Annotated in this window: 22 protein-coding genes and 2 tRNA genes; 2 read left to right on the top strand and 22 right to left on the bottom strand. The window is 65.6% G+C overall.

What is annotated here, in order from left to right; genetic code table 11:
* Positions 1–75: 75 nt before the first annotated feature.
* From PAF18_RS02960 to PAF18_RS02890, 15 genes are all read right to left on the bottom strand, one after another.
* Entirely contained in the window at positions 76–864 is a 789-nt protein-coding gene (locus PAF18_RS02960) for a crotonase/enoyl-CoA hydratase family protein (RefSeq protein WP_271117152.1), read from the bottom strand.
* The gene (locus tag PAF18_RS02955) at positions 861–1,724 is read right to left on the bottom strand and encodes a hydroxymethylglutaryl-CoA lyase (protein WP_271117151.1); all 864 of its coding nucleotides are present in this window, start codon (positions 1,722–1,724) and stop codon (positions 861–863) included. Before PAF18_RS02955 ends, PAF18_RS02960 begins: the two co-directional genes overlap by 4 nt.
* Positions 1,721–3,652 carry an acetyl-CoA carboxylase biotin carboxylase subunit gene (locus PAF18_RS02950; protein WP_271117150.1) on the bottom strand — a complete coding sequence of 644 codons (1,932 nt, stop codon included), beginning with the start codon at positions 3,650–3,652 and terminating at the stop codon, positions 1,721–1,723. The genes PAF18_RS02955 and PAF18_RS02950 overlap by 4 nt, the downstream gene beginning before the upstream one ends.
* Positions 3,653–3,734: 82 nt before the next feature.
* Positions 3,735–4,220 carry an O-acetyl-ADP-ribose deacetylase gene (locus PAF18_RS02945; RefSeq protein WP_271117149.1) on the bottom strand — a complete coding sequence of 162 codons (486 nt, stop codon included), beginning with the start codon at positions 4,218–4,220 and terminating at the stop codon, positions 3,735–3,737.
* The gene (locus tag PAF18_RS02940; RefSeq protein WP_271117148.1) at positions 4,217–4,591 is read right to left on the bottom strand and encodes an ASCH domain-containing protein; all 375 of its coding nucleotides are present in this window, start codon (positions 4,589–4,591) and stop codon (positions 4,217–4,219) included. The genes PAF18_RS02945 and PAF18_RS02940 overlap by 4 nt, the downstream gene beginning before the upstream one ends.
* 55 nt (positions 4,592–4,646) lie before the next feature.
* Positions 4,647–6,251 carry a carboxyl transferase domain-containing protein gene (locus PAF18_RS02935; RefSeq protein ID WP_271117147.1) on the bottom strand — a complete coding sequence of 535 codons (1,605 nt, stop codon included), beginning with the start codon at positions 6,249–6,251 and terminating at the stop codon, positions 4,647–4,649.
* Positions 6,248–7,861, bottom strand: coding sequence for an AMP-binding protein (locus tag PAF18_RS02930; RefSeq protein ID WP_271117146.1), 1,614 nt, complete (start codon positions 7,859–7,861; stop codon positions 6,248–6,250). Before PAF18_RS02930 ends, PAF18_RS02935 begins: the two co-directional genes overlap by 4 nt.
* Before the next feature lie 166 nt (positions 7,862–8,027).
* A complete protein-coding gene (locus PAF18_RS02925) occupies positions 8,028–8,738 on the bottom strand; it encodes a flavodoxin family protein (protein ID WP_271117145.1) in 711 nt (236 codons plus the stop codon).
* 32 nt (positions 8,739–8,770) lie between these two features.
* A complete protein-coding gene (locus tag PAF18_RS02920) occupies positions 8,771–9,931 on the bottom strand; it encodes an isovaleryl-CoA dehydrogenase (protein WP_271117144.1) in 1,161 nt (386 codons plus the stop codon).
* A gap of 197 nt (positions 9,932–10,128) precedes the next feature.
* Positions 10,129–10,204 (bottom strand) — tRNA-Val (locus PAF18_RS02915).
* A gap of 73 nt (positions 10,205–10,277) precedes the next feature.
* Positions 10,278–11,645 (bottom strand): homogentisate 1,2-dioxygenase, encoded by a 1,368-nt coding sequence (gene hmgA, locus PAF18_RS02910; RefSeq protein WP_271117143.1) that lies wholly within the window; start codon positions 11,643–11,645, stop codon positions 10,278–10,280.
* A gap of 186 nt (positions 11,646–11,831) precedes the next feature.
* Positions 11,832–14,285 (bottom strand): mechanosensitive ion channel family protein, encoded by a 2,454-nt coding sequence (locus PAF18_RS02905; protein ID WP_271117142.1) that lies wholly within the window; start codon positions 14,283–14,285, stop codon positions 11,832–11,834.
* Positions 14,285–15,316, bottom strand: a complete 1,032-nt coding sequence (locus PAF18_RS02900; protein ID WP_271117141.1) for a cysteine synthase A — start codon at positions 15,314–15,316, stop codon at positions 14,285–14,287. The genes PAF18_RS02905 and PAF18_RS02900 overlap by 1 nt, the downstream gene beginning before the upstream one ends.
* Before the next feature lie 91 nt (positions 15,317–15,407).
* On the bottom strand, positions 15,408–16,481 hold the full coding sequence (locus PAF18_RS02895; RefSeq protein ID WP_271117140.1) for an NUDIX domain-containing protein: 1,074 nt from the start codon (positions 16,479–16,481) through the stop codon (positions 15,408–15,410).
* Complete coding sequence (locus PAF18_RS02890; RefSeq protein ID WP_271117139.1) at positions 16,478–17,398, bottom strand: hypothetical protein; 921 nt, start codon at positions 17,396–17,398, stop codon at positions 16,478–16,480. The genes PAF18_RS02895 and PAF18_RS02890 overlap by 4 nt, the downstream gene beginning before the upstream one ends.
* Before the next feature lie 66 nt (positions 17,399–17,464).
* On the opposite strand from PAF18_RS02890, the gene PAF18_RS02885 reads away from it, so the two are divergent.
* Positions 17,465–17,554, top strand: a tRNA-Ser gene (locus PAF18_RS02885).
* Positions 17,555–17,608: 54 nt separating this feature from the next.
* Here the strand turns inward: PAF18_RS02885 and PAF18_RS02880 are convergent.
* Positions 17,609–18,292, bottom strand: a complete 684-nt coding sequence (locus PAF18_RS02880; protein WP_271117138.1) for a GntR family transcriptional regulator — start codon at positions 18,290–18,292, stop codon at positions 17,609–17,611.
* 2 nt (positions 18,293–18,294) lie between these two features.
* Positions 18,295–21,183 carry an FAD-binding and (Fe-S)-binding domain-containing protein gene (locus PAF18_RS02875; protein ID WP_271117137.1) on the bottom strand — a complete coding sequence of 963 codons (2,889 nt, stop codon included), beginning with the start codon at positions 21,181–21,183 and terminating at the stop codon, positions 18,295–18,297.
* Between the two features lie 110 nt (positions 21,184–21,293).
* Here PAF18_RS02875 and PAF18_RS02870 point away from each other — a divergent pair, with 110 nt between their 5' ends.
* Positions 21,294–22,481, top strand: coding sequence for a pyridoxal-phosphate-dependent aminotransferase family protein (locus tag PAF18_RS02870; RefSeq protein WP_271117136.1), 1,188 nt, complete (start codon positions 21,294–21,296; stop codon positions 22,479–22,481).
* A 54-nt stretch (positions 22,482–22,535) separates the two neighbouring features.
* Here the strand turns inward: PAF18_RS02870 and PAF18_RS02865 are convergent, their stop codons facing one another.
* The 5 genes from PAF18_RS02865 to PAF18_RS02845 all read right to left on the bottom strand — a co-directional run bounded on the left by PAF18_RS02865 (position 22,536) and on the right by PAF18_RS02845 (position 26,896).
* Positions 22,536–22,961: a GlcG/HbpS family heme-binding protein gene (locus PAF18_RS02865; RefSeq protein WP_271117135.1), complete on the bottom strand. Its 426-nt coding sequence runs from the start codon at positions 22,959–22,961 to the stop codon at positions 22,536–22,538.
* Positions 22,962–23,049: 88 nt separating this feature from the next.
* Complete coding sequence (locus PAF18_RS02860; RefSeq protein WP_271117134.1) at positions 23,050–23,826, bottom strand: enoyl-CoA hydratase; 777 nt, start codon at positions 23,824–23,826, stop codon at positions 23,050–23,052.
* Complete coding sequence (locus PAF18_RS02855) at positions 23,819–24,991, bottom strand: CaiB/BaiF CoA transferase family protein (RefSeq protein ID WP_271117133.1); 1,173 nt, start codon at positions 24,989–24,991, stop codon at positions 23,819–23,821. The genes PAF18_RS02860 and PAF18_RS02855 overlap by 8 nt, the downstream gene beginning before the upstream one ends.
* Before the next feature lie 4 nt (positions 24,992–24,995).
* A complete protein-coding gene (locus PAF18_RS02850) occupies positions 24,996–26,282 on the bottom strand; it encodes a TRAP transporter large permease (RefSeq protein ID WP_271117132.1) in 1,287 nt (428 codons plus the stop codon).
* Entirely contained in the window at positions 26,279–26,896 is a 618-nt protein-coding gene (locus PAF18_RS02845; RefSeq protein WP_271117131.1) for a TRAP transporter small permease, read from the bottom strand. Before PAF18_RS02845 ends, PAF18_RS02850 begins: the two co-directional genes overlap by 4 nt.
* Positions 26,897–26,959: the final 63 nt, after the last annotated feature.

The raw sequence follows: 26,959 nt of genomic DNA, 5'->3' as shown, positions 1-26,959 counted from the left end.
TTCAACCCCACAGGCGCGAAAAACCTACGCTTGCGGCGCGTTTTCATGCATTCTTCATATTGGTGCGGGGCCTGTTCAGCCCTGCTGCCAACCCGGCTTTCGCTTGTCGAAGAACGCGGCGATGCCTTCCGGCGCCTCTTTACCGTCCCACATGGCGATCAGCCGGTCGATCGTATCCTCGATCACGGCCTCGTCGATGCGCGGACCCAAAGCGCGGGCGAGCCGCTTTGCCTCGGCCACCGCACCCGGCGCGCATTGCATGTAGGGCGCGGCCTCGGCCTCGACCATCTCATCCAGATGGCCCGGATCCGCCAGCCGCGCGACGAGGTTCAGCGTCACCGCTTCCTCTGCGTCAAAGATCCGGCCAGACATGAAGACGCGCCGTGCCTTGTCCTCGCCCATGCGGGCCAGCACATAAGGGCCGATAGTGGCCGGGATCAGTCCGAGCCGCGTTTCGGTCAGGCCGAATTTGGCGTCCCGCGCGGCGATGACCACGTCGCAGACCGACATCATGCCCACCCCGCCACCGAACGCGTTGCCATGCACCCGCCCGATCAGCGGCTTGGCCATTATGTTCATCGCGTGCAGCATATGGGCGAGCTGCCGCGCTCCGGCCCGCCGGGTCTCGGCATCGGCGTCGATCTGCTGACGCATCCAGCCCAGATCGCCCCCTGCGCAGAAAGTCGGCCCATCGGCGGCGAGAATCACTACCCGAACCGAGTCATCCGCGCTCAGCGCGCCGGCTGCATCGGTCAGCTCTTCCAGCATCTTGGCCGAAAGCGCGTTGCGCTTTTCCGGCAGAGCAAGCGTCAGCGTCGCCACGCCACGCGGGTCGGTCTCGATGCGGATCGTTTCATGGCTCATGCCGTTCCTCCCTGCCGCAAATGCCGCGCGAATTCGGCGGCTTTTGTGATCACATCCATATCCAGCCCGGTCTCATACCCCGCCGAGGCGAGATGCGCGGCGACTTTCTCGGTCGCCACATTTCCCGCGGCGCCCGGCGCATAGGGGCAACCGCCCAGCCCGCCGACCGCAGCGTCGAAGACCCGCACCCCACGCGCGAGGCTGGCATCGATATTCTGCAAGGCCCGCCCCGCCGTGTCGTGGTAATGCCCGGCCAGCCGATCCGCTGGCACCTCGTTCAACACCGCCGACAGCATCGCGTCGATGGTTTCCGGCCGCCCCTGCCCGATCGTGTCGCCGAGGCTGACTTCATAGCACCCCATCGCCGACAGCGCCGCCGCCACGCGGGCAACATTCGCGGGCGGGGTCGGTCCGTCAAAGGGGCAATCCGTCACCACGCTGACATAGCCGCGCACCTTGATGCCATCCTGCTTCGCGGCCTCCACCACCGGGACAAATCGTTCCAGACTTTCGGCAATGCTGGCGTTGAGATTGGCCTTGCTGAACCCTTCCGAGGCCGAGGCGAAGACCGCCACCTCGTCGGCCTGCGCGGCCCGCGCGCCCTCATAGCCCCTGATGTTCGGCGTCAGCACCGCATAGCTGACCCCGTTCGCCCGCGCGATCCCGGCCATGACCTGCGCGGCATCGCCCATCTGCGGCACCCATTTCGGGCTGACGAAGCTGGTGACCTCGATCCGCCGGAACCCCGCGCCGGACAGCATGTCCACAAGCGCGATCTTGTCTTCGGTGGGGATCAGCCGCTTTTCGTTCTGCAAGCCGTCACGCGGGCCCATCTCGAAGATCTCGACCGGACCGCTCATGCCGCCTCCTCTTCCTCTTCCAGCCGGATCAGCGCCGCGCCGGCCTCGACCTGATCGCCGGCGGCGGCCAGAACCTCGGCCACCACCCCGTCGCGGGCGGCGGTCAGCGTATGTTCCATCTTCATCGCCTCCAGCACCGCCAGCCGGTCGCCCGCCGCGACCTGCTGACCGGCCTCGACGAACACCGCCTTGACCTGGCCGGGCATGGGCGACAGCGTCAGCGCATCGCCCGCCTCTTCGCCTGCGACGTCCAGCGGATCGAGCGGTTTCAACGTGACCGAGCGCCCGCCGAACACGCTGACCCCGGCGCCGTGGCGCACCACGCGCGAGCGGCGCGGGCTGCCATCCACCCACCAGCGGCCGCTCTGCTGAGTGACCTCATGCGTGGCCCCGTCCAGCGTCACCTGCGCCCGACCCGGCCCCAGCGCCTCGATCACGGCCTCGCCGCCCTCCCACATCACCGTGCGGCGCAAAGGCTGCCACAGGGTCATGCCGGCGCGGGTCTCGGGATCGTCCAGACCGGCGACACCCAACGCGCCGAGCGCCAGCGTGCGGCGGTCGGGTTCGGCCTCGGCGATCAGATCGTCCAGATCGCGTTCGATCAGCCCGGTATCGACCTCGCCCTCGCGGAACCCCTGATGCCGGGTCAGCGCGATGAGGAATTCCAGATTGGTGACGCTGCCCGCGACCTCGGTGTCGATCAGCGCGGTTTCGAGCGCCCGCAGCGCAATCGCGCGGGTCGGGCCATAGGTCACGATCTTCGCGATCATCGGGTCGTACCAGGGCGAGATCGTGTCGCCGGGGCGCACCCCGGTTTCGGTCCGCGCGTGATCGGGGAATTGCAGATGCGCCAGAGTTCCGGTCGCGGGCAGGAACCCCGCCGGGACATCCTCGGCATAAAGCCGCGCCTCGAAGGCATGGCCGGTGATGCTCAGATCCTCCTGCCGCGCGGGCAGATCCTCGCCGCTGGCGACGCGCAGCTGCCATTCGACCAGATCGACCCCGGTGATGAGCTCGGTCACCGGATGCTCGACCTGAAGCCGCGTGTTCATCTCCATGAACCAGAACCCGTCCTCGCGCAGCCCGTCCGCGCCGTCGACGATGAATTCGATGGTCCCCGCGCCCTTGTAGCTGATCGCCTCGGCCGCGCGGACGGCGGCATCGCCCATCACCTTGCGGACATTTTCCGGCATGTCGGGGGCGGGGGCTTCCTCGATCACCTTCTGGTGGCGGCGTTGCAGGGAACAGTCGCGTTCGAACAGATGCACGGCGCGGGTGCCATCGCCGAAGACCTGCACTTCGATATGGCGGGGCTGAAGAATATATTTCTCGATCAGCACGTCGGGATTGCCGAAGGCGGTCTTCGCCTCGCCCTGCGCCGAGGCGAGCGCGTCGGCGAAATCCTTGGCATCGTCCACGCGGCGCATCCCCTTGCCGCCGCCGCCCGCCACGGCCTTGATCAGCACCGGATAGCCGATTTTCTCGGCCTGCCGCGCCAGATGATCGGCGTCCTGATTGCTGCCATGATAGCCGGGCACGACCGGCACGCCAGCCTCCTCCATCAGCTTCTTCGCCGCATCCTTCAGCCCCATGGCCCGGATCGCTTTGGCCGAGGGGCCGACAAAGACCAGCCCCGCGGCCTCGACCGCATCGACGAAATCGGGGTTCTCGGACAGGAACCCATAGCCGGGATGGATCGCCTGCGCGCCGGTCTCCTGCGCGGCGCGGATGATCGCATCGCCGCGCAGATAGCTGTCGGCAGGCGCGGGGCCGCCCAGATGCACGGCCTCGTCGGACATGGCGACATGGCGCGCATCGCGGTCGGCATCGGAATAGACCGCAACGGTGGCCACGCCGAGACGGCGGCATGTGTCGATGACACGGCAGGCGATCTCGCCGCGATTGGCGATCAGGATTTTCTGGAACATGGCGGCTCCTGTGTTGCGCGGGCAGCGGCGGGGGCTTCGCGCCCCCGCACCCCCGCGGGATATTTGGACCAGGGTGAAGAGGTCATGCTGCGGCCTCTTCCAGCAGGCGGGCCGAGGCGGCATCGAAGGCGACCAGAGTGACGTCGAGCCCCTCGCCATTCTGACGGATCGTCTCGACCGCGATGGCTGCGGCGCGCTCGGGCGGGAAGCCATAGACGCCGGTCGAGATGGCCGGAAAGGCAATCGAGCGGAGTCCGTGTCCCGCGGCGAGGGCAAGGCTGTTGCGATAGCAGGCGGCGAGAAGCGCGTCCTCCCCCGCATCGCCGCCCTTCCAGACCGGGCCGACCGTGTGGATGACATGGCGCGCCTGCAATTCGTGACCGCCGGTGATTCGCGCCTCGCCGGTCGGGCAACCGCCGATGCTGCGGCACTCGCTAAGCAGGCCCGGCCCGGCCGCGCGGTGGATCGCGCCGTCGACGCCCCCGCCGCCCTGCAAGGTTTCATTCGCGGCGTTGACGATGGCATCGACGCTCAGCCTTGTGATGTCGCCCTGCCAGACGCGGATCATGCGTAATCCTCCACCACGCGGAAACGTTCGCAGACCAGATCCATCTCGGCATCGAAACCGCCATTGCGGGCGAAGAATGCCATATGGACGCGCCGCCAGGTTTCGTAATCGCCCTCGCCCTCGGCCAGGGCGAATTCCTCGGGCACTTCGCAGAAGCGGCGGATCGTGACCTCGGTGGTTTCGATCAGCAGGGACGGGTTGCCGTCCCAGTCGAGCGCCACGTCGCGCCGCCCGACCTTCGGCAGCGGCTCGCCGTCCTGCTGAAAGTCGCGCAGCGCGCCGCAGGTCGCGGTTTTCGCGCCCGAGCGCACCAATTCCAGCAGATGCGCATTCAGCGCGCGCGTATCGCCGAATTTGAAGCTGACCGTCATCGCCGCTTCATCCTGATCGAAATATCCCCGCCGGAGGCATCCCGCATCGCAAGCCTCACATCCGGAAGACGCCGAAGCGCGTCGGTTCAATCGGCGCGTTCAGGCTGGCGCGCAGCGACAGCGACAGCACATCGCGGGTCTTGCGCGGATCGACGATGCCGTCATCCCAGAGCCGGGCCGAGGCATAAAGCGGATGCGACTGGCGTTCGAACATCTCGATGGTGGGGCGCTTGAATTCGGCCTCTTCCTCGGCGGACCAATGGCCGCCCTTGCGCTCGATCCCGTCGCGCTTGACGGTGGCCAGAACGCCAGCGGCCTGTTCGCCGCCCATGACCGAGATGCGGCTGTTCGGCCATGTCCACAGGAAGCGCGGAGAATAGGCGCGGCCGGACATGCCGTAATTGCCCGCGCCGAACGACCCGCCGACCAGCATGGTGATTTTCGGCACATTGGTCGTCGCCACCGCCGTCACCATCTTGGCACCATGCCGGGCGATGCCTTCGTTTTCGTATTTCCGCCCGACCATGAAGCCGGTGATGTTCTGCAAAAAGATCAGCGGCGTGCCGCGCTGCGAGCAGAGTTCGACGAAATGCGCGCCCTTCTGGGCGGCCTCCGAAAACAGCACGCCGTTATTGGCGACGATGCCGACCGGACAGCCCTCGATATGGGCGAACCCCGTGACAAGGGTTTCCCCGAACCGCGCCTTGAACTCATCGAAGCGGCTGCCATCCACCACCCGCGCGATGACCTCGCGGATGTCGTAGGGGGTGCGCAGGTCGGCCGGCACCACGCCGAGGATCTCGTCAGGGTCATAAGCCGGAGCCTCGGGCGGTTGCCAGACCACCGTGTCGGGCAGGCGGCGGTTCAGATGCAGGATGGCGCGGCGGGCCTGTGCCAGCGCATGGGCGTCGTTCTCGGCCAGATAATCGGCCACGCCGGACAGCCTTGTATGCACATCGCCGCCGCCCAGATCCTCGGCGCTGACGACCTCTCCGGTCGCCGCCTTGACCAGCGGCGGGCCGGCCAGAAAGATCGTGCCTTGATCGCGGACGATGATGGTCACATCGGACATGGCGGGAACGTAAGCCCCGCCAGCGGTGCAGGATCCCATCACCACCGCGATCTGCGGGATGCCCTTGGCGCTCATCTGCGCCTGATTATAGAAGATCCGCCCGAAATGGTCGCGATCGGGGAAGACCTCGTCCTGATTGGGCAGGTTCGCGCCGCCGCTATCGACCAGATAGACGCAGGGCAGATGGCATTGCTCGGCGATCTCCTGCGCGCGCAGATGTTTCTTGACGGTCATCGGGTAATAGGTGCCGCCCTTCACCGTCGCATCATTGGCCACGACCATCACGTCCTGCCCGCGCACGCGCCCGATCCCGACGATCACCCCCGCGCCCGGCGCCGCACCGTCATACATGCCATGCGCCGCCGTTGCCCCGATTTCGAGAAAGGGCGAGCCGGGGTCGAGCAGATTGGCCACACGTTCCCGCGGCGGCATCTTCCCGCGCGAGACATGTCGTTCCATGGATGCCTCGCCGCCGCCTGCCGCGGCGGCCTCGGCGGCCTCGCGCGCAGTGGCGAGCAGTTCCAGATGCGCGTCGCGGTTGTCGCGATACGCATCCGACGAGGTCAGTGCCGCAGAGTTCAGCTTCATTCTTCGCCCTCTCGCTTCGATCCGTCATCCGGGCCTGCGCCCGGTTCATTGTCCTGTCCTGCAGCGTCGATCTCGCGCTGCCGCAATTCGCGCCGCATGACCTTGCCGGTGATCGTCATCGGCAATGCCTCCAGAAATTCGATCTCACGCGGATAGCTATGCGCGGCACAATGGCGCCTGGCATGATCCTGCAACGCGGCGGCCAGATCGTCCGTGGGAGAGACCCCCTCGCGCAGCACGATGAAGGCCTTCACGATCTCTGTGCGCATCGGGTCGGGCTTGCCGACCACCCCGGCGGCGGCGACGGAACCGTGCTTGATGAGCACATCCTCGATTTCCGACGGACCGATGCGATAGCCGGACGAGGTGATCACGTCGTCATCGCGCCCGACAAAGCGCAGATAGCCGTCCTCTTCGACGCCACGATCTCCGGTCAGCATCCAGTCGCCGCGGAATTTATCCGCCGTCGCGTCGGGCCGGTTCCAATAGCCGAGAAACATCGAGCCCGCACCGCGCCGCACGGCGATATCGCCTTCGTCCGTTGTAGGCTGGCCGTCCTCGTCGATCACCGTGACCTCGAAACCGGGGGAAGGCTTGCCCATCGCGCCGGGGCGGGTCGGGAACATGCTGCCCGCCGAAGACACGATCATGTTGCATTCGGTCTGGCCGTAGAATTCATTGATCTCGACACCCAGCGCCTCTTGCCCCCAGGCCAGCATCTCGGCCCCCAGCGTCTCGCCGCCCGAACTGACCGAGCGGAGCCCCGGGACAGAGACCCCGGCCGCGCGCAGCATGCGCAGCGCCGTGGCGGGCAGGAAGGCGGCCGTCACGCCGCAATCGCGGATCAGCCCGACGCAGGCCTCGGCATCGAATTTCGGCAGCCGCGCGGCGACCACAGCCACGCCGAGCGCCAGCCCCGGCATGGCCACGTCGAACAGCCCGCCGATCCAAGCCCAATCGGCAGGTGTCCACAGCACATCCGCGCCGGGGCGCAGCAGGTCGTGGCTCATCTCGACGCCGGGCAGATGGCCCGTCAGCACGCGGTGACCGTGCAAGGCGCCTTTGGGCGCGCCGGTGGTGCCGGAGGTGTAGATGATGATGGCGGGCATCTCGGGCCCGGTTTCGACGGCGGTGAACGGGCCGGGTTCGGGCAGTTCGTCCTCTTCCGGAACGATGACCCGAAGATCGAACGGCGCCAGCATCTCGCGCCCCTCGGGATCGGTGATGACGGTATCGACCCCGGCATCTTCCAGGCGGAGCCGCAGCGCCTCGGGACCGAACAGCTTGAAGAGCGGGACAGAGATCGCCCCGGATTTCCAGACCGCCGCATGTGCGGCTGCTGTCCAGGCGCTCTGGGTGCGCAGAATGCCGATCCTCGCCCCGGGGCCAGCGGCAAGCGCATGGGCCAGCCGGTCGGTCATCGCCGAGAGCGCGCCATAGGTCACATCGCGCCGGGCCGCGCCGTCATATTCGATCACCGCCAGCCTGTCCGGCTCGGCCCTGGCCCAATCATCGGTGATCTGCACACCCATGTTCAGCCGCGCGGGGAAGTCCCAACGGAAACGCGCCCGGATGGCCGCGTAATCATGACTGTCCAGCAAAGGCTTCATCGCGCGCCCCGATCCGCGCGCCCTGGCCGAAGCCCTTGTCGCGCATCCGCCGCAGCGTCGAGACATGGCTCGACGAAAATACGATCCATCCGCGGCACGGACTGCCGATTCAGCACCGATGCCGGGGCTGCGACCGGCGCGGGCGGGTTTGCCGGCACCGCCATCATCATGCCTCCCCCGGCAGGGCAAAGCCGAAACGCTCGCCCGCCTTGAAGGCGTTGCGGTCGTTGCCGCGCGACGGGATGCCGGGCTTCAGCAGCTGCGCCAGATGCATCAGGTTCCAGCTCATGATGGTGCTGTTGCGCCGCGTGAAATCATTGTCGAACCCGGCCCGGCTGCCATCCTCGGCCTTGTCGCCGAAGCTCGGCCCCGGCCCGGCCTCTCCGATCCAGCCGCAATCGGCCTGGGGCGGGATCGTATAGCCCAGATGGTTCAGCGCGAAACCGATGGTCATGGCGGCGTGCTTGATGCCGTCCTCATTGCCGGTGACGACGCAGCCGCCCACCTTGCCATAGAACACCGACTGCCCCTTGTCGTTCAGCATCCCCGACATGGCATAGAGCCGTTCGATGAGAATGCGGCAGACGCTGCTTTCCTCGCCCAGCCACAAGGGTGTGCCGATCACCAGAATATCGGCGTCGCGAATGCGCGGCCAGATCACCTCGGGCCAGTCGTCGCGGTCCCAGCCATGCGCGCGCATATCGGGATAGACCCCCGGCGGCACCACATGGTCGAGCAGGTGGATGTGATCGACCGAGACGCCCTGCCCGGCCATCAGGCCGCCGCAGGCATCCAGCAGAATCTGCGTGTGGCTGTCGCTGCTGCGCTTTTGCAGCGAGCAGTTCACGAAAACCGCGTTCAGATCGTCGAAACCCATCCGCCTCTCCTCCCTCGATGCGGTGTTTCGGATCAGGCCCCCGCCATGAGTTCCCGCCCGATCAGCATCCGGCGGATTTCGCTGGTCCCGGCCCCGATCTCCATCAGCTTGGCGTCGCGGAACAGCCGGCTGACCACGCTGTCATTCAGGAAGCCTGCCCCGCCAAGCGCCTGCACGGCCTGATGCGCCTGCACCATGGCTTGTTCCGAGGCGTAAAGCACCGCCCCCGCCGCATCCTGCCGCGTCACCTTGCCAGCGTCGCAGGCCTTGGCGACCTCATAGACATAGGCCTTGGCGGTGTTCATCGCGACATACATATCGGCGATCTTGGCCTGCATCAGCTGGAAATCCCCGATGGGCTTGCCGAACTGCTTGCGCTCCTTGCTATAGGGGACGACCTCATCCAGACAGGCGGCCATGATCCCCGTCCCGATCCCCGACAGCACCAGCCGTTCGTAATCGAGACCGGACATCAGCACGCGGACGCCTTTGCCCTCTTCGCCCAGCACATTCTCGAACGGGACTTCGCAATTTTCGAAGATCAGTTCACCCGTGTTCGAGCCACGCATCCCGACCTTGTCGAAATGCGGACCCTGCTTGAAGCCCCCCATGCCCTTTTCGATGATGAAGGCGGTGATGCCTTTCGATCCGGCCTCGGGGTCGGTTTTGGCATAGACGACCAGCGTATCGGCATCCGGCCCGTTGGTGATCCAGTATTTCGCGCCGTTCAGCACATAGTAACCGTTGCGCTTTTCCGCCTTGAGCTTCATGCCGACGACGTCCGACCCCGCGCCCTCTTCGGACATGGCAAGCGCGCCGATATGTTCGCCGGAACACAGCTTCGGCAGGTATTTCTGCTTCTGCTCCTCAGAGGCGTTCAGCTTGAGCTGGTTCACACAAAGGTTGGAATGCGCCCCGTAGGACAGGCTGATCGAGGCCGAGGCCCGCGCGATTTCCTCTGTCGCGATGGTATGGGCCAGATAGCCCATGCCCGAGCCGCCATATTCTTCGGCCACGGTAATGCCCAGAAGACCAAGTTCACCGAATTCCTGCCAAAGCTCGTTGGGGAAGGCGTTCTCGGTATCGGTCTTCGCCGCCAGAGGCTTGATCCGTTCCTGCGCGAAGCGATGCACCATCTCGCGCAGCGCGCCGATATCCTCGCCCAGATCGAACTCCATCCCGTGGTTGAACATCGCCAGCCTCTCCTCCGGTTATTTGAACAAGTGTTCATATAACGCTGAATATGCGACACCCGCCCCTCCCGCGTCAAGGAAAGACTGCGCCCCATGACGGGCTGCGTCAATCGGGCGTCTTTGCGCGCGGGGGAAATTGGGCATCGAAGCGCGGACGCGAACATGCGTCTGCGGCGGGTGACGATAAGAGAGCAAGGTGGTGGGCGGTGAGGGATTCGAACCCCCGACATCTTCGGTGTAAACGAAGCGCTCTACCAGCTGAGCTAACCGCCCCATGACCGCCCTGGGCGGCGCATGCGAACCGCGCCGGATTAGCCCGGCGCGGTGCTGTGATCAAGGGGGCGGGTTATTTCTCGCCCGGCGTGCCGTCGAATTTCTTTTCCAGACTGTCCCAGCAATCGACATAGTTGTCCTGCAAGGGCGCCTCGTTCGCCGCGAACGCGGTGAGTTGCTGCGGGAAGCGGGTCTCGAACATGAACTGCATGGTGTTGTCCTGCTTGACCGGCTTCATCGGCTCGGTGCTGCCATGCTCGAAGGCGTCGCGGTCGGGGCCGTGGGGCAGCATCATGTTGTGCAGAGAGGTGCCGCCCGGAACGAAGCCCTCGGGCTTGGCGTCATAGATGCCGTGAATATTGCCCATCATCTCGGACATGATGTTCTTGTGATACCAGGGCGGGCGGAAGCTGTGTTCGGCCACCATCCAGCGTTCACGGAACAGCACGAAGTCGATATTCGCCGTCCCCTCCTGCCCCGAGGGCGCGGTCAGCACGGTGAAGATCGAGGGGTCGGGATGGTCGAACAGGATCGCGCCCACCGGCGAATAGGTCCGCAGATCGTATTTATAGGCGCAGTAATTGCCGTGCCAGGCGACGATATCCAGTGGCGAGTGGTCGATGAAGCTCTCATGGAACTGGCCGCACCATTTGATGACCACGCGCGATTTCGCCTCGCGATCCTCGAAGGCAGCCACCGGGCATTTGAAGTCGCGCGGGTTGGCCAGGCAGTTCGCACCGATCGGGCCGCGCCCCGGCAGGTCGAATTTCTGGCCGTAATTCTCGCAGACGAAGCCGCGCGCGGGGCCCTCCAGAACCTCGACGCGATAGACCAGTCCGCGCGGAATGATGGCGATCTCGCGCGGTTCCAGGTCGATGATGCCCAACTCGGTGCAGAAACGCAGCCGGCCTTCCTGAGGAACGACAAGCAACTCGCTGTCGGCGCTGTAGAAGTATTCGTCCTTCATCGATTCGGTGACGAGATAGATATGCGCCGCCATGCCGACCTGGGTGTTCACGTCCCCGGCCGTGGTCATGGTGCGCATCCCGGTGATCCAGGTCAGTTTCTGGTCCGTATGCGGCACCGGGTCCCAGCGATACTGGCCGAGGCTGATGACGTCGGGCAGCACATGCGGCGCTGATTTCCAATAGGGCACATCGATTTTGCTGAACCGCCCGACATGCTTGACCGAGGGGCGGATGCGATAGCACCAGCTGCGTTCATTCTGGCCGCGCGGCGCGGTGAAAGCCGTGCCGGAGAGCTGTTCCGCATACAGCCCGTAATTCACCTTTTGCGGCGAGTTCTGCCCCTGGGGCAGCGCGCCCGGCAGCGCCTCGGTTTCGAAATCATTGCCGAAGCCGGGCATATAGCCTTCATGCGTGTCGGTGCCATTTTTCGTCGCGGCGCGAATCATGCCTTGCGGCAGGGCATCGATGGTCATGGATTCCCCCTTGAGATGAGTTTGCGGCAGAATAAGTTGCAACTGCAACTAAGTCAACTGCCCTTGGCGTGAATCGGCGTATTTATGGCGCGCGGGCAAGCGCGCCTCGCCCGTATGCGCATAAGAAACGCCGCGCGGGGCCGGGCCGCGCGGCGTGTCGGGCCGGGTCAACAAACTGGTTCTGGCTCAGTAATCGCCCTCTCCGTCACCGTCAGACGGGAACTCGGCGATGGTGCGCTTGTCGGGCGGCGGCAGGCTGGGTTCCTCGGGCGGCGCTTCCGGCGCGTCGTTTTCCTTGTCCTTGCTGTCGCCATCGGCGCGCAGCGCCTCGGGGTTGCGCAGCCAGACATCGCGCTGCGCGAAGGGGATCTCGATCCCTTCCTCGGCGAAACGTGCGGCGATCTGGTGGCGGATTTCGGACATGACGCCCAGCCCGCCATTGATGTCCGACAGGATCGCGCGGATCTCGAAATCGAGGCTGTCGGCGCCGAAATTCTGGAACAGCACCGCAGGGGGCGGGTCGAACAACACCGTCGGCTGATCCTCGGCGATTTCCATCAGGATGCGCTCGACCTTGCGGGTGTCGGTGCCATAGGCCACCCCGACCGGAACGATGATCCGGCCCCGCGCATTGCCGCGCGTCCAGTTGGTCACCGACTGGCTGATCAGGTCGCTGTTCGGCACGATCACATCGGTCTGATCGAAGGTCTTGATCCGGGTGGAGCGGACCGAGACATCCTGTACGAAGCCCTGCTGACCGCCGGCTTCGACCCAATCGCCGACGCTGATCGGGCGCTCGATCAGAAGGATGATCCCCGAAACGAAATTCGACACGATATTCTGCATGCCGAAGCCGATCCCGACCGACAATGCACCAGCAACGATGGCGAGGCTGGACAGGTCGAACCCGGCCGAGGTGATAGCGATCAGCGCGGCAAGAAAGATCCCGATATAACCGACGCCAGAGACAAATGCGGTCTGCGCGCCCTGATCGAGCCTCGTGCGCGGCAGGATCTGCGTGCGCATGGCGCTTTTCACCCAGCCGGTCAGCAGATAGCCAAGCGCAAAGACGATCAGGAAGGTGACCACCGCGCCGGGCGACAGCTTGATCCCGCCCAGCGTCACCCCTTGCAGGATCTGTGTCCAGCTTTCACGCAGATCGGCCAGCGAAGCGCCCCAGATCAGCGCGAAAAGCGGCAGCGACAGGATCGTCAGCGCCGTGCCGACCAGAACCGGAAACAGCGAGGCGGTGACGGTATCGCGGTCTCCGCGCATCAGCGAATACAGGTCGACCAGGAAATCCTGTATCAGCACCAGCAGGCCGATCAACCACAGCGTCTTGACCATCGGCCAGAAGAAGGCGTTGGCGCCGTTCACATAGCCGAACATCATCGCCGCTATGACCGCGACCACAAAAAGACGCAGGAACCGCCCCAAGAAGGACAGGAAACGCGCCCGCAAGGGCGGCGAATCGCTGCCGTCATATTTCGTCAGGCGCCGCAGGATATTGGCCAGCTGGAACATGAAGAAGGCGCCGGCAAGAAGCAGGATGAAATGCACCACCCCGGCCCCGGCCTGGCTGACCTCATAGGGGATCAGCGGCGGCGCGTTATCGCGGCGCACGAAGCCCGACAGCGGCAGCATGGAATTGGCCAGCCAGGCGTGTATCGCCGTCACCACCGCCAGCCCGGTTCCGTAATAGCGGGCGAGATTGCGCTGTTTGGGCGGCAGGTTCAGCGTGTCATAGGCGACCGCGGTCGAAGCGAACGCCACGCTGACCAGCCACCGCCCGCTGAAGAACACCAGCCCGGCCAGCGGCATGCTGAGCAGAAGCGGCGTGGTCCACTGCCCGAACAACCCGGTCGCGTCGAGCGCGTAGGCGAACAGGAAGATCCCGATCATCGGCACGAGAATCTGCGCCAGCGACACCAGAAAGGCGACCACCGCGCGCGCATCGCCCCGCGTCCGCGAACCAAGCCAGGACGGCAGGAACTCGACCAGTTGGCGCGCATAGATCAGTCCCGCCGCGGCCAGCAGGAACAGCATCAGCCGCGGAACGGATTCGATCCTGCCGCGATCCGCCCACATGCTGCCCGCCTCATCGGCGACCCCCGAGACCGTGGCCCGGAAATCCTCTGCCGCCGCCGCCCAGCTTGTCGGCATCAGCGGCGATGCCGTCTCGGCGAGGATCTCGCGCGCTTCGCGCATCCGCTCGATTTCGTCGGCATGCATGACAAGCGCTTCGGCCCGGCTGAAGGCCTCGGTGGCGCGGACGGCAGGGGCCTGCAACTCGGCAAGCTGCTCGTTCAGCCGCTCTCGGCGCGAGGCGACATCCTCGGCCTCCTCCTCGCCCTCAGCGGGCTCCGGGCCGAGCGTGGCGATCTGTTCCTTCAGCGTCTCGATGCGTGGGCCGTTGATGTTCTCGGCCTGCTCGAAACGCTCGCGCCATTCGGTCGCCCGCTCGCGGATCGAATCGATCTGCCCGTCCGAGGTATCCCGGTCATCGAGCGCCGCCTCGGCCTGGCTGGCGAAATTTTCCCAAGTGTCGTAATTGATCTCTTCCGGCTGTTGCGCCGCGACCTGCGAGGCAAGCAGAAGCAGCGCCAGAAGCGCGGCGCGAAAAACATTCGGAATCAACATTATTCCTCAAACACCTCAGGCATGTCCTGCGGCTCTGCCTCCATCCAGCCGGGGACAGGCAGGCCCTTCTCGCGCAGGAATTCGGGGTTGTAGAGCTTGGTCTGGTAGCGGTTCCCCGCATCGCAGAGCACGGTAACGATGGTCTTGCCCGGACCCAGATCCTTCGCCAGACGGATCGCGCCCGCGACATTGATCCCGGCGGAACCGCCAAGCACCAGCCCCTCATTCTCGGCCATATCGAACAGCACCTCGAGTGCCTCGCTATCGGGGATACGATAGCTGTAATCGGGGCGGAAGCCCTCGAGATTGGCGGTGATCCGGCCCTGTCCGATCCCCTCGGTGATCGAGCTTCCGGGGCTTTCGAATTCGCCGGTCGTATAGAAGGAATGCAGCGCCGCGCCTTCGGGATCGGCAAGCCCGATGGTCACACCCTTGGGCTGAAGCGCCTCGGCCACACCGGCCAGCGTTCCGCCCGAGCCGACCGCGCAGATAAAGCCGTCAACCCTGCCGCCGGTCTGATCCCAGATCTCGGGGCCGGTGGTTTCGGCATGGGCGCGGCGATTGGCGACATTGTCGAACTGGTTGGCCCAGATCGCGCCATTCGCCTCGGTCTCATTCAGCGCCTTGGCGAGACGCTCGCTATAGCGCACATAGTTGTTCGGGTTGCGATAAGGCACCGCCGGCACCTGCACCAGCTCGGCCCCCGCCAGGCGAATCATGTCCTTCTTTTCCTGGCTCTGCGTCTCGGGGATCACAATGACAGAGCGGAACCCCATCGAGGCGCCGACCAGGGCCAGCCCGATGCCGGTATTGCCCGCCGTGCCTTCCACGATGGTGCCGCCGGGCTTCAGCGCGCCGCGCTCGACCGCGTCCTTGATGATATACAGCGCCGCACGGTCCTTGACCGACTGGCCCGGATTCATGAACTCGGCCTTGCCCAGAATCTCGCATCCGGTCGCCTCAGAGGCGCCATGAAGGCGGATCAGGGGGGTGTTGCCGATCGCGGCGGCAAGATCGGGGCGAATGTCCATGTCGGGGCCTTTCCTGTCACGTCCAGTTCAGATCAATACCAGCGTGGCCTGTGGCGGCAAGGCTTCAGCGGCCGGAAACCGCAAGCGCGGATCAAGTTCCCGCCAGATCGGAGCGGATTTTATAGACCATCCGGTCAAGCCAGAGCGCCATGGTAATCAGCGGCCCGCATTGCAATTGGCCGTCAAGCGCGAGTTGCACCAGCTCGTCGCGGCGCATGATATGGGTGGCGATATCCTCGCCCTCCTCGGCCAGCCCGAACCCGGCACGATCCTCGTGGCCGGACAGGTCCACCGCGCCGATGAAAGGGTAGAAGAACTCGCTGTTCGAGCCGGGCGTCGGGTAATGCGGGGGCAGCGCGTAAAGCCCGCCCGTCCGCAGCCCGGCCTCCTCGACCGCCTCGCGCCGCGCCGCCTCGGCCGGGTTTTCGCCGGCATCGATGCGCCCGGCGATGGGTTCCAGCATCCAGCATTGCCGCTGGCCGCGGGCCATCGGGCCGATGCGGAACTGGCTGATGAGCATGACGCAGTCGCGCAGCGGATCATAGGGCAGCAGCAGCGCCGCATCCGCCGAAATGAACGCCTCACGATGCAGCTCGGGCGACCACCCGCCATCAAAGAGCCGGTGCCGCAGCGAGATCTCGTCGACCGCGAAATAGCGTCCATAAGCCTCGCGCCGCGCGGTGATCTCGACCCGGTCGGGCTGAGGCGCAGGGAGATGCGCGACCGGATCGGGCTCGGCCGCGGCCCGCAGCCGGACCGCCGCGATCTCGGCGATACGAGCGAGACGCGCCCTTATGCCGGCCGCCGGCATTTCGTCGCGGGCCAGAATGGCGCGGGCGGTTTCCGCCATCAAGTCGGCACGGTCCGGGGTCCAGTCTGCAGTCCCGCCGCCCGCGCCAAGCCCCCAGACCGTCTGCCCACCCGCCGACACGGGAACCAGCCCCATCACCTCCAGATAGCGGCGCAGCGCCGGGGTCGGCGCGACGTGCAGCGTTGCGATCTCGCCCGCGTCTTCCTGCCATGCGGGCCAGTCCCCGCCGAGCCCGGCATCAGCCCCGCCGGAGAGCCGCCCCGGCAGCGTCCCGGACACGCCCGAGACGCCCAGCCTATCGGCCAGCTTCGGCGCGGCCAGAGGCCCGGCGAGGATCATCGTCGTGTCCGTCATAGTGCCGTTCCCTTCAGACGCCGCGCTGCCGCCCTGCCCGTCTCTGCGGCGAGTTGCTCCAGCACCTCGGACTCGATCCGCGCCATCAGGGCGTCCAGACGCTGCGCCGCGGGATCGCGCCGCGCCGCCGCGATCCGGTCTATGGCCGCCACCCCGAGCGGCGCGAAAGCGGCGTGATAGGTGAGTTCGGTGCGCATCCTGGTCTCGGTTCGGATCTCGCGCAACTGCAGCATCAGATCGGCCGCGATATCGTCGGGGGTGACCGGAAATTCAAATCCATCCGCAGCCGCGAAACCGCGCGCAAAGGCGACTTCGCGGTTCAGCCGCGCCGCAACCATCTGCGGCACGGGATCTGTGACATTCAGCAGAGCCCTCAGCGCAGCGAGGCTGACCGCGCCCCGCTTTTGGTCGCGGCCAAGCCGCAGCGCGGCGGCAGACAATGCGCCGGGCCGCGTGAGTTCAATCCGCGCCGCCAGCTCCAGCCCGCGCCCCTCAGTCTCGGTCGAAACCCCGGTTGCGCCTAGCGCCGGACCGAGTGCCGGATCGTCGATCAGCGCGGGGGTGAGCTGGGCCTCGATCGCGCCCAGAAACAGGGCCGAGACCCGTGCAGGATCATGGATCCGCGCCACCTCGGCCCGCCAGTCGGGGCTGCTTCCATGGGTCAGATAAAGCCGCGCCATGCGGTCGGCGAACAGCTCTGCCTCGGCCCCGACCGCCTGCGCGCGCTGTTCGGCCAGCCCGGCGCGGAACAGCGCCTCCGCCGCCGTCTCGGCACCCAGGGCGGGCGGCGCCTGCGAAGTCACGCGCTCGGCCCCGGCACCCTGCGGCAGGGCCAGCACGGCCAGCAGGCAGAGGGCCGTCGCAACGGCGCGGAAGTGACGCATCGGAGAATCCTTGCAGGCGATACCGCTTTTCACCGCAAACCCCCTTGCGCTTCAACCCCTCGCCCGCTACATGCGCCCCCACCACACCGAAAAAAGCGCGGAGAAGTGCCGGAGTGGTCGAACGGGGCGGTCTCGAAAACCGTTGAGCCTTCACGGGTTCCGTGGGTTCGAATCCCACCTTCTCCGCCATTTACCACACCCGATTATCGACGCTGACGGCTTGTTTCGCGGATGGGGTCCGGCCTAGTCCTGCTGCTGCGACAACAGCGCCTCGCGCAGGGTGACGCTGGTTTTCTCCAGATGGTCTTTCAGGATCACGGAGAGCGCCGCCCCGTCGCGGGCCGCGAGGCTTTTCAGGATCGCCTCGTGTTCGGCCATGGCCTGATCCCACCGCTCGCGGGTCATGTTCGCCATATAGCGCCCGCGACGCACGCGTGTGGCCAGATGCCGATATTGCGCGGTCAGCGTATCATTGCGCGCGGCGGCGAGTATAGCCTCGTGGATTTTCTGGTTCAGCTTGAAATAGCCTTCGAGCTTGCCATCCTCATACAGGCCGCGCATTTCGTCGTGCAGGGCGCGGATCGCGGCGATCTCGTCTTCGGTGATATGTTTGCAGGCGAGCTCGCCGGCCAGGGCTTCAAGCGCGCCCATCACCGGGAACATCTCGTCCAGATCCTCGATGGTGATCCGGCTGACCCAGGCGCCGCGATTGGTTTCCAGATTGACCAGGCCATCGGTCGCCAGCACTTTCAGCGCCTCGCGCAGCGGGGTGCGCGACACGCCGTAAACCTCGCATAGCTCCTTTTCCGGGATCTTCTGTCCCGGAGGCAACTCACCGCTGACGATGCGTTCGCGCAGGGCTTCGGTCAGCTCTTCATGCAGCGAGCGGCGGCGAATCTGACGGCCTGACCGGGTTTCGAGATTCATCGTCAGATCGCCTCCTTCAGCGAAAGTTCCAGTAGTCTGGCGACATGGATCGCCTGCCGCCCCGTGCCGTCGGCGATCTGGTGGCGGCAGGACGTGCCATCGGCGACGATGAGGTCATCGCCCCCGGCGGATCTGACGGCGGGAAACAGGCTCAGCTCGCCCATCCGGCGCGAGATTTCCTCGGTTTCGACGCCATAACCAAACGCACCCGCCATTCCACAGCAGCTTGTCTCTATGATCTCAATATCCGTTTCGGGCACAAGCGCCAAGGTCTTCTGAATGGCCGGCATGACCTCCATCGCCTTCTGATGGCAATGTCCATGCAACAGCACGCGCGGCGCCGGCGCGCGCAGGGCAAGGTCCAGCCGGCCGGCCTCGTCCTCGCGGGCGAGATATTCCTCGAACATCAGCGCGGCGGCCGCGACCGTGTCGCTGTCCTCACCGGGAAGCAAGGCCGGGATCTCGTCGCGCAGTGTCAGCAGGCTCGACGGTTCCAGACCGATCACCGCGCGCCCGGCCCGCACATGGGGCAGCAGCGCCGAGATCAGCCGCCGCGCCTCGTCCCGCGCCTGATCGACCAGCCCGACCGACAGGAAGGTGCGCCCGGAATGCAGCGGCCTGCCGCCGCCGACCGGACGCGCCACGGCGACGCGCCGGCCCGCCGCGCGAAGCACCCGGATCGCGGCGCGCAGATTTTCGGGCTCGAACCAGCGATTGAACGGATCGGCGAACAGCACGACATCCGGGTTATCGTCCTGCGCCTCGTCGTCGCGGAACGGATGCGCGGCCCAATGCGGCAACTGGCGCTTGTCGGAAAACCCGGTCGCGCCCTGCATCAGCCGGGCAAGCAGCGGCACGCGGTTGCGCAGATTCAGCAGCCAGCCGAATCGCGAGGCGACCGGCGCATAAACCGGCAGATAGGCGACCAGCCGGTCATGCAGCGACAGCCCCGTCACCGAGCGCCGCGCCGCCTGCACCTCGATCTTCATCTTCGCCATGTCGACACCGGTCGGGCATTCTCGCTTGCAGCCCTTGCAGGACACGCAAAGCTTCATCGTCTCGGCCATCTCCTCCGAGGCGAGCGCATCCGGCCCGAGCTGACCCGAGATCGCCAGCCGCAGCGCATTCGCCCGGCCCCGCGTCACGTCGCGCTCGTGCCTTGTCACACGATAAGAGGGACACATCGTCCCCCCCGCGAGTTTGCGGCAGGCGCCGTTATTGTTGCACATCTCGACCGCGCCCTGAAAACCGCCGCCCGCGCCGGGCCAGGCCGACCAGTCGAAGGCCGTTTTCAGCGGCGCGACCTGATAATCGGGCGCGAAGCGGAACAGGCTGCGATCATCCATTTTGGGCGCATCGACGATCTTTCCGGGATTGAAGCGGCGCTCGGGGTCGAAACGGTCCTTCACCTCGCGGAACAGCGTGGTGATCTCGGTGCCGAACATCCGGTCGTGAAATTCGGACCGCACGATCCCGTCGCCATGCTCGCCGGAATGCGAGCCCTTGTATTTCGCGACCAGATCGAAGGCCTCTTCGGCGATGGCGCGCATTCGTTTCACATCGTCATCGAGCTTGAGGTTCAGCACCGGGCGGACATGCAGACAGCCGACCGAGGCATGGGCATACCATGTGCCGCGCGTCCCGTGGCGCTCGAATACCTCGCTGAGTTCGCGTGTGTATTCGGCCAGATCGGGCAGTTCGACCGCGCAATCCTCGACAAAAGAGACAGGCTTACCCTCCTGTTTCATCGACATCATGATGTTGAGCCCCGACTTGCGGACCTCGGCGATCTGACCCTGAAGCCGCTGATCCGTGACCTGCACCACCCCGCCCCAGCGCTTGCCCTCGCCGGACCAGTCGAAGCCGAGATCGCCCATCCGCTCGTCAAGCTGGCGCAGCTTGGCGGCGTTGGCTGCGGCATCGCCCTCATCGAATTCGACCAGCAGAAGCGCCTCGGGCGCGCCCTTCACGAATTGCTCGATGGTGCGCCGGAACAGCGGGATCTGCCGGGACAGGCCGATCATGGTGGAATCGACCAGTTCGACCGAAAGCGGGTCCAGCCCGACCAGATGCTGCGTCGCATCCATCGCCTGATAGAAGCTGGGAAAATGACACACGCCCAGAACCCGCTGCCCGACCAGGGGCCAGAGCTTCAGCTCTATCTGCGTGAAATAGGCCAGCGTCCCCTCGCTGCCGACCAGCAGATGCGACAGGTTCACCGGGTGGTTCGACGGCACCAGCGCATCGATGTTATAGCCGCCGACGCGGCGCGTCAGCTTGGGGATGCGGGCGTCGATCAATGCGGCATTCTCGCGCCCCAGCCGCAGCAGCGGATCGATCAGCGCGGGGTCGAGATCGCTCTGATCCGACGGGCCGAACCGCGCGAGACGGCCATCGGCCATGATCGCCTCGATCGACAGGACATTGTCGCGCATCGTGCCGTAGCGCAGAGAACGCCCGCCGCAGGAATTGTTCGCCGCCATGCCGCCGATCGTGGCGCGCGACGCGGTCGAGACATCGACCGGAAACCACAGACCATGCGGTTTCAGCGCCCGGTTCAGCTCATCCAGCACGATGCCCGGCTCGACCACCACCCGGCGGTTTTCGACATCGAGTTCGAGAATGCGGTTGAAATGCACCGAATTGTCGAGAATGAGCCCGCTATTCACCGTCTGCCCGCATTGCGAGGTGCCCCCGCCGCGTCCGGTCACCGGCACACCCTCGGCCCGCGCGGCGGCCAGCGCGATCTCGACATCCTCCCGCCCCCGCGGGATCGCGACACCCTGCGGCATAATCTGGTAGAACGAGGCATCCGTCGAATAGCGCCCGCGCGAGAATGCGTCGAACATCACATCGCCCGAGAAGTCGCGGCGCAGCACCTCATCCAGCATGGGATCCCTCTTCGAAATTGCAGGTTGACTCAGGGCTAGCCGAATTGGATACATAATGCAAAATTAAAAACGCAATATGGAGCGGCACGACGTCGCATTGGGAGAGAGAGATGACACATAGATCCGGCCGCCACTTCTTGCAGATCCCCGGCCCGAGCCCGGTGCCAGAGCGGGTGCTGCGCGCCATCTCGGCCCAGGTCATCGACCATCGCGGCCCGGATTTCGCCGCGGTCGGCAAGGCGGCGCTGGAGGGCATGAAGACGATCTTCAAGACGGAACAGGATGTCATCATCTACCCCTCATCCGGCACCGGAGCGTGGGAGGCGGCTCTGGTCAATCTGCTGTCCGAAGGCGATCGGGTGCTGATGTACGAGACAGGGCATTTCGCTGCGCTGTGGAAGAAAATGGCCGAGAAGCTGGGGCTGCGTCCGGAATTCATCGAGGGCGACTGGCGCGGGGGCGCCGATCCCGACGCGATCGAGAAACGTATTCGCGCGGACAAGGCCCATGAGATCAAGGCCGTGGCGGTGGTTCATAACGAGACCTCGACGGGCTCGGTCTCGCCGGTGGCGCAGATCCGTCAGGCCATCGACGCGGCGAAGCACCCGGCGATGCTGATGGTGGACACGATTTCAGGCCTCGCATCGATCGATTTCCGCTTCGACGAATGGGGCGTGGACGTGGCCGTTTCGGGCTCGCAGAAAGGTCTGATGCTGCCGCCGGGCATCGCCTTCAACGCGGTCAGCGCCAAGGCGATGGAGGCCTCGGAGACAGGGGGCATGCGCCGCTCTTACTGGGACTGGCGCGAGATGAAGGCGATCAATGCGTCGGGCTATTTCCCCTATACCCCGGCCACGAACATGCTTTACGGGCTGAACGAAGCCATCGCCATGCTGCATGAGGAAGGGCTGGAAAATGTCTTCGCCCGGCACCAGCGCCACGGTGCCGCGACCCGTGCCGCCGTGCGGCATTGGGGGCTCGAGGTGCTGTGCCGCCAGCAGGGACAGGAAAGCGGCGTGCTGACGGCGGTGATGATGCCCGAGGGACACAGCGCCGACGCGTTCCGCGCCACGGCGCTGAAACATTACGATATCTCGCTCGGCAACGGGCTGTCGAAGGTCGCCGACAAGGTCTTCCGCATCGGTCATCTGGGCGATTTCAACGACCTGACGCTGGCCGGCGTGCTGACCGGGGTCGAGCTTGGGCTGCGCAAGGCCGGGGTTCCACATCAGGATGGCGGGATCGACGCGGCGCTGAAGGTGCTGGACGAGATCCCGCAGCCCGGCGTGGCGGCCTGATCCTGCCGCCGACTATGGCAGGGCGGCGGCCCGTCGGCGCGCCGCCCTCGTTCATCAGCCGCCATCAGCCGTCAGACCGGCCGCTTCGATGGCCCGGCTGGCACAGGCCTCATCATTATCCGAGCTGTCCCCGGTGATTCCGACCGCGCCGATGATCTCTCCATCCTTGCGGATCAGCACGCCGCCCGGCACCGGCACCAGCGAACCGCCTGCCAGCGCGTTGACCGACTGGATGAAATAAGGCTGTTCCTTGGCGCGCTCGAAGATCCCGCGCGAGCCCATGCCAAGCGCGATGGCGCCGCTGGCTTTCCCCTTCGCGACCTCGCGGCGCAGCGTGCTCGTGCCGTCCTGACGCAGCAGCACCTTCAGATGGCCGGCCGCATCCAGCACGGCGACGGTCAGCGGCTTGAGGCCCATATCGCCCCCGATCCGCAGGCAGTCATTCGCTATCGCCTGGGCAGTGTCGAGCTTCAGATCCATTCCGTATTCTCCTTTCGGCGCAGAGCCGTGGCGGTCATTGATATGCACGAGGCATCGGGGCGATGGTGACGATGCGGCGGCGCGATGTCTACCGCCCCTGCCATTCCGGTCGTCGCTTGGCCAGGAATGCGCCGACACCCTCGCGGAAATCGCGGCTGCCATAGACCCGTTCGATGATGTCGCGATCCTGCGGCGGTCCGGCCTCGATCCGCCCGAGGATCTCGCGGCAGGCGGCAAGGGTGATGGGCGCCGCCTCGCAGAGCCGTGCGATCTGGCGCTCGGCCTCGGCCTCGAGCTCCTCGGGCGGCACGCAGGCGCTCGAGAAACCCAGCCGGTGCACGGTTACACCGTCAAGAAAGCGGGACAACAGCAGCATCTGCCGCACCGGACCGTCGCCGAAGGCGCGGACCAGCCGGGCGATATTCGCCGCCGACAGGCAATTGCCGACAGTGCGCGCGATGGGGACGCCGAATTTCGCCTCGGGCGTGACGATGCGCAGATCGCAGGCCGCGGCGATGGCGAGCCCGCCGCCCACCGCCGCACCCCCGATCACCGCAAGCGTGGGCGCGGGAAGCCGGGACAGCCTGCTCAGCGTGGCGTCGATGCGATCCTCATAGGCGACACCATCGGCGCCATCTTCGAACGCGGTGAATTCGGAGATATCGGTGCCGGCGACAAAGCCGCCCCCTGCCCCGCGAAACACGATGGCCCGCAGATCGCGCTGCGCTTCGAGACGGTCACAGATCCCGGCCAGCCGGTCATACATCGCAAAGCTCATCGCATTGCGCGCCTCGGGGCGGTCGAAGGTCACATGGGCGACCGCATCTTCGATCCGCAGGGTGACATCGCCCTTTGCCTCAGCCATGGGCGGCCTCGCGTCCCAGTTCGCGCAGGATCTCGGCGCGATGTTCATCCAGCAGGGGGGGATGACGGCGCACGCGTTGCGGCGTGCCGCGCAGCTTGACCGGAAAGCCGATATTTCTGACCTCGCCCTCGACCGGGTGGCGGATGGGCATCACCATGTCGCGCGCCTGCGCATGTTCGTTGCCCAGCGCCTCGGCGTAATCGAGGATCGAGCCGGCGGGAATACCCGCGGTCAGCAGCGCTTCGACCCAATGCGCGCGGGATCGGGTAATCAGCGTCTCTTCCAGATCGGCGATGAGCGCATCGCGATTGGCCAGACGCAGCGCGTTGGTCGCGTAATCGGCATGGTCAATCAGATCCTCGCGCCCGATGGTTTCGCAGAGCCGCCGGAACAGCTTGTCGTTATTGGCACCGAGCACGAAATGCCCATCCGACGCCCGGACCGCCTGATAAGGCGCGGCCATGCGGTTGGCGGTGCCGATCCGTTCGGGAATATTGCCGGTCCCCCAGTAATCGCAGATGTCCCAGACCGCGAAGGACAGCCCCGCCTCGTAAAGAGAGGCATCGATGAACTGCCCCTCTCCGGTTTTTTGCCGGCCGATATAGGCGGCAAGGATCGCATAGACGGTCAGCATCGAGCAGCCGATATCGGCCAGCGGACCGCCCGACTTGGCCGGTGGCCCTTCGGGATGGCCGGTGATCGACATGATCCCCGAAGCCGCCTGCGCCATGAGATCGAATCCCGGCCTTTGCGACCAGGGGCCGGTCTGGCCGAAGCCAGAGATGCTGGCATAGATGATGCCGGGGTTGCGCGCGGCCACCGTCTCATAGTCGATCCCAAGCTTCTTCACCACGCCGGGGCGGTAATTCTCGACGATCACATCCGCTGTGGCTGCCAGATCCATGAAGATCCCGCGGTCCTCCTCGGATTTCAGATCGAGCGCGATCGAGCGCTTGTTGCGGTTCAGGTTGAGAAAGCCGAGACTGTCATCGCCTTTCAGCTTGAACCCCATCGAGCTGCGGGTCTGATCGCCGGTGGGCGGCTCGACCTTGATGACATCAGCCCCCAGATCGCCCAGCAACATGCAGCAGAACGGCCCGGCCATGACCTGACAGACATCCAGCACGCGGATGCCCTCCAGTGGCAGCGGTTTTTCGGCACTCATGGCGCTATCCTCCGTAGATCAGGTTGACCAGCAACAGCGAGACGCCGGGCAAGTAGGTGCAGATCAGAAGCAGTGCGACGAGGGCGCCGATGAAGGGCAGATTGACCTTCGTCGTCTCCCAGATGTCGGATTTCGCAATCGAACAGGCCGCGATCAGCACCGAGGCAACCGGCGGCGTCTGCTGGCCGATGGCGAGGTTCAGCGTCACCACCAGCCCGAAGTGCACCGGGTCGATCCCGGCGGCCAGCACCATCGGCATGACGATCGGCACGACGAGGATGATCGCCGCAGCGGAATGCAGGAACATGCCGAGGATCAGAAAGGCCACGTTCAGCATCAGCAGGATGAGATATTTGTTGTCGGTCAGCTCGCCGATGGTGCGGGCCAGCTGCTGCGGAAGCTGCGCCTCGGTCAGGAAGCCGCCGATCAGATAGGACGAGGCAACGAGCAGCATCACCACCGCCGTCTGCACGCCGCTATCGACCAGAGCCTTGTAGAGCGCGCGCACATCGAATTCGCGATAGATCACGCCCGAGATGAACAGCGCCGCAACCACGGCCAGCGCCGCGCCCTCGGTGGCGGTGACGATGCCGCCGAAAATGCCGCCAAGGATGATGACCGGCAGCATCAACGCCCAGCCTGCCTCCTTGAAGCGCAGCCAGACATTCGAAATCTGGAAACGCTCCTCGACCGGGAAATTATGCCGCCGGGCCTGGATATAGGCGGCGATGGCAAGACAGATCGCGCCGACGATACCGGGCCCGAAACCCGCGATGAACATCTTCACCACGGATTGCTGCGCCATGACCGCATAGAGGATCATCGGGATCGACGGCGGCAGGATGATGGCGAGGCTGGAGGCCGAGGAACAGATCGCCGCCGAGAACTCCTTCGAGTATCCCTTCTTGCGCATCGCCGGAACCAGAATCGAGCCGAGCGCGGCGACGCCTGCCACGGCCGAGCCGGAAATCTCGGCGAAGAACATCGAGGCGCCGATCACCACGAAAGACAACCCCCCGCGGACGAAGCCGACCAGAGCCGACGCCAGCGCGATCAGTCGCCGCGAAATCGACGAGGCGTTCATGATCGCACCCGCGAACACGAAAAGCGGGATCGCCAGCAGCGAGAAATTCGATGCGCCCTCGAACATGGTGAGCGCGAGGTTGGGCAGCATGTCCACGCCCTGCACGGTGACCACCGCCACGATGGCGACAATCCCAAGCGCGACCGCGATGGGCACATTCACAAGGGCAAGCGCGAACATGCCCAAAAGCATCAATCCGATGGTCATTCTGCATCTCCGCGTTGGCCGGGCTTGCGGTGGTCCAGTGGGGTCTGGCGGTCGGGGGCGGGGTTGGCGTCGTCCTCATCCAGCGGGGTGTTCGCGATATCGCCGAGCGCCTCCTTGATCTCGTGATCGACGAAACCTTCGCCGCGCGCGTCGCGCATCAGCTCGGGCAGGCGCATGGCCTCGGCGATCATGAACAGCACCGCGCCGACCGGGATGATCGCCTGGGTGAACTGGACCGAGACACTCGGCAGCGACACCAGCGTCATTCCTTCGAGGATCACCAGCACCTGCCAGCCCGCATAGGCGAGCAGGCCGAAGAACAGGAACACGCAAAGCTCGGAAAAAATCGTGGCGGCGACGCGCCAGTGTGGCGGCATGGCGTTGACCAGTCCGGGAAAGCCGATATGCGCCCCCTTCAGCGCCGCGAGCGCGCTGCCGAAATAGGTCATCCAGACCAGCCCGATCGAGGCCACCTCGTCATACCAGCTCAGCGCCGCGCCCATATAGCGATAGGCTGTGCCCATCACGATCAGAATGGCCAGCAGCGCCACGATCAGCGCGGTGATGACCTCGAGAATTGTCTCGAAGCCCCGCCTCAGCGTGAGCGTCTTCATCGGAGTCTCCTGGGGGGAAAGGGTTCAACGTGCAGCCCGGTCGGAAAACCGGCCGGGCTGCGC

It is taken from the genome of Paracoccus sediminicola (assembly GCF_027912835.1).
Taxonomy (GTDB): domain Bacteria; phylum Pseudomonadota; class Alphaproteobacteria; order Rhodobacterales; family Rhodobacteraceae; genus Paracoccus; species Paracoccus sediminicola.
The sequence above is the reverse complement of the archived record's forward strand: the minus strand, read 5'-3'. Positions and strand labels throughout refer to the sequence as shown.